This window comes from Pedobacter changchengzhani (assembly GCF_004354365.1).
Classification (GTDB): Bacteria; Bacteroidota; Bacteroidia; order Sphingobacteriales; family Sphingobacteriaceae; genus Pedobacter; species Pedobacter changchengzhani.
Genome location: NZ_SJCY01000026.1, coordinates 1 through 3,507 on the forward strand (window position 1 = coordinate 1; position 3,507 = coordinate 3,507).

A 3,507-nucleotide genomic window follows, 5' to 3' on the forward strand; every position below is an offset into this window, starting at 1 on the left:
TTTAAGATTTGGCACCGACCTACTCTCCCACATGTTACTGCAGTACCATCGGCTCTGGCGGGCTTAACTTCTCTGTTCGGAATGGGAAGAGGTGGACACCGCCGATATAGGCACCTAAATATTTTATAAAGGTATAAGGTGGAGGGTATAAAGGTATAAGGTTTTCACCCTAAGCCTTCGACCTTTCAGCCTTTAACCTTAAACATTATTGAAAGAAGTTAAGTTTTGAAGAACAAACAACAGTATGTTGCTTTTGAAAGCTTCGGATGATTAGTACTACTCGACTGTGGTGTCGCCACCTTTACATCTGTAGCCTATCAACGTAGTAGTCTTCTACGGTCCTATATGGAATTCTCATCTCGTGGCTAGTTTCGCACTTAGATGCTTTCAGCGCTTATCTATTCCCAGCGTAGCTACTCTGCAATGCCCCTGGCGGAACAACAGATTCACTAGAGGCTGGTCCAACCCGGTCCTCTCGTACTAAGGTCAGCCCCACTCAAAATTCCTACGCCCACAACAGATAGGGACCGAACTGTCTCGCGACGTTCTGAACCCAGCTCGCGTGCCACTTTAATCGGCGAACAGCCGAACCCTTGGGACCTTCTCCAGCCCCAGGATGTGACGAGCCGACATCGAGGTGCCAAACCTCCCCGTCGATATGAGCTCTTGGGGGAGATCAGCCTGTTATCCCCAGCGTACCTTTTATCCTTTGAGCGATGGCCCTTCCATGCAGAACCACCGGATCACTATATCCGTCTTTCGACCCTGATCGACCTGTATGTCTCACAGTCAAGCAAGCTTATGCTATTGCACTCCGCGTACGGTTACCAAGCGTACTGAGCTTACCTTTGAAAGCCTCCGTTACCTTTTTGGAGGCGACCACCCCAGTCAAACTACCCATCAAACAATGTCTCCCGAATAGTCGGGATTAGACACCGAACACAGAAAGGGTGGTATTTCAACGTTGGCTCCACGACGCCTAGCGACGCCGCTTCAAAGCCTCCCACCTATCCTACACATCCTGTGACCAATGTCAATGTTAAACTATAGTGAAGGTGCATGGGGTCTTTCCGTCCCGTTGCGGGTACCCGGCGTCTTCACCGGGACCACAATTTCACCGAGCTCATGGCTGAGACAGCGCCCAGATCGTTACACCATTCGTGCAGGTCGGAACTTACCCGACAAGGAATTTCGCTACCTTAGGACCGTTATAGTTACGGCCGCCGTTTACTGGGGCTTCGATTCAATGCTTCTCCGTGAGGATGACATCCCCTCTTAACCTTCCAGCACCGGGCAGGTGTCAGGCCTTATACTTCATCTTTCGATTTTGCAAAGCCATGTGTTTTTGTTAAACAGTCGCCTGGGCCTTTTCACTGCGGCTGACATTGCTGCCAGCGCCCCTTCTCCCGAAGTTACAGGGCCATTTTGCCGAGTTCCTTAGCCATGATTCACTCGAGCACCTTAGAATCCTCTTCCCGGATACCTGTGTCGGTTTGCGGTACGGGTTTTTATAACCTGGAGCTTAGCGGTTTTTCTTGGAAGTCTGATTACCTGCGCTATCCGCTCAGCCGGAGCCTCGCGGTACTATCGACTTTCAGCTAGACCGGCGGATTTGCCTACCGGTCCAATACCTACTGTCTTCAACGGTCTATTCCGTCAGACCGCGGCAGTGTCACTACTCCGTCCCCACATCGCAGTTATAAAAAGTACTGGAATATTAACCAGTTGTCCATCGAATTTCCCCTTCGGGTTCTCCTTAGGTCCCGACTGACCCTGATCCGATTAGCGTTGATCAGGAAACCTTATCCTTTCGGTGGGCGGGTTTCTCTCCCGCCTTATCGTTACTTATGCCTACATTTGCTTTTCTATACGCTCCAGCACCCATTACCAGATACCTTCGCTGCATATAGAATGCTCCCCTACCGATATATTTCAATCCCATAGCTTCGGTGATACACTTAATGCCCGTTTATTATCCATGCCCGACCGCTCGACTAGTGAGCTGTTACGCACTCTTTAAATGAATGGCTGCTTCCAAGCCAACATCCTAGCTGTCTGTGCAGTCGGACCTCGTTAGTTCAACTTAGCGTACACTTGGGGACCTTAGCTGATGGTCTGGGTTCTTTCCCTCTCGGCGCGTGACCTTAGCACCCCGCGCCTCACTGCCGGCCATATTATATAGCATTCGGAGTTTGTCTGGATTTGGTAGGATTTGACTCCCCCGCACCCAATCAGTAGCTCTACCTCTATATAACTCAATGCCGACGCTGTTCCTAAAAACATTTCGGGGAGTACGAGCTATTTCCCAGTTTGATTAGCCTTTCACCCCTACCCACAGATCATCCGGAAACTTTTCAACGTTTATCGGTTCGGTCCTCCAGTACGTGTTACCGCACCTTCAACCTGTCCATGGGTAGATCACAAGGTTTCGCGTCTACCTCCTCTGACTGTACGCCCTGTTCAGACTCGCTTTCGCTTCGGATCCGTGTCTTAAACACTTAACCTTGCCAGAGAAGAGTAACTCGTAGGCTCATTATGCAAAAGGCACGCCGTCACGCCACCTGGACGCTCCGACCGCTTGTAAGTACACGGTTTCAGGTTCTATTTCACTCCCCTGTTCGGGGTTCTTTTCACCTTTCCCTCACGGTACTGGTTCACTATCGGTCTCTCAGGAGTATTTAGCCTTACCGGATGGTGCCGGCAGATTCCCACAAGGCGTCTCCGACCTCGCGGTACTCAGGATACTGCTAAGCTAGCATTCTATACGTGTACCGGGCTATCACCGTGTACCGCTGGGCTTCCCATCCCATTCCACTTCTGTTTGCTAATGCCATATTGCAGTCCTACAACCCCCACTTTGCCGTAACAAAGTAGGTTTGGGCTCTTTCCCGTTCGCTCGCCACTACTTAGGAAATCATTATTATTTTCTCTTCCTCTGCTTACTTAGATGTTTCAGTTCGGCAGGTTTGCTCTATATTAGTGACATGTCTTCAACATGCCGGGTTGCCCCATTCGGAAATCCCCGGATCAATTCATATTTGCAGATCCCCGGAGCTTATCGCAGCTTATCACGTCCTTCATCGCCTCTGAGAGCCAAGGCATCCCCCGTGTACTCTTTATTACTTTCTTCTACCTGTACGCCTTTTGCGCCGTACGGTATGCTTTTTTTGCTCTTGTTATGATGTCTCATACTCTCCCACGAATAAATTCATGGGTTAGTGAGCACAAACACAACAGTCGCCTATTGTTGTTTGCTCTTCTTTTTTAACTTCTTCCAATATGTCAAAGAACTTTATTAAGGTTGAAGGTGGAGGGTATAAAGGTAGAGGGTTTCATGTGCCCTAACCTAAGCCTCGTTTCAGCCTTATTAGTAAAAAAATGCGGTCTCGAACCGTTTCATATCCATGATATGTGCCCCGTGGCGTTTTCTTCTTTCTTAATCTTTATGTCAATGTAGCCTACCGATCCCGGTAGTATTTTTTTTGTTTTTTAAAAGCGTTCTGCTTT

General features: G+C 49.0%; 2 rRNA genes. Both read right to left on the reverse strand.

Annotated elements, in window-relative coordinates:
• Window positions 1–6 precede the first annotated feature (6 nt).
• Window positions 7–118 (reverse strand): 5S ribosomal RNA (gene rrf / locus EZJ43_RS16895).
• Window positions 119–251: 133 nt separating this feature from the next.
• Window positions 252–3,129 (reverse strand): 23S ribosomal RNA (locus tag EZJ43_RS16900).
• Window positions 3,130–3,507 lie beyond the last annotated feature (378 nt).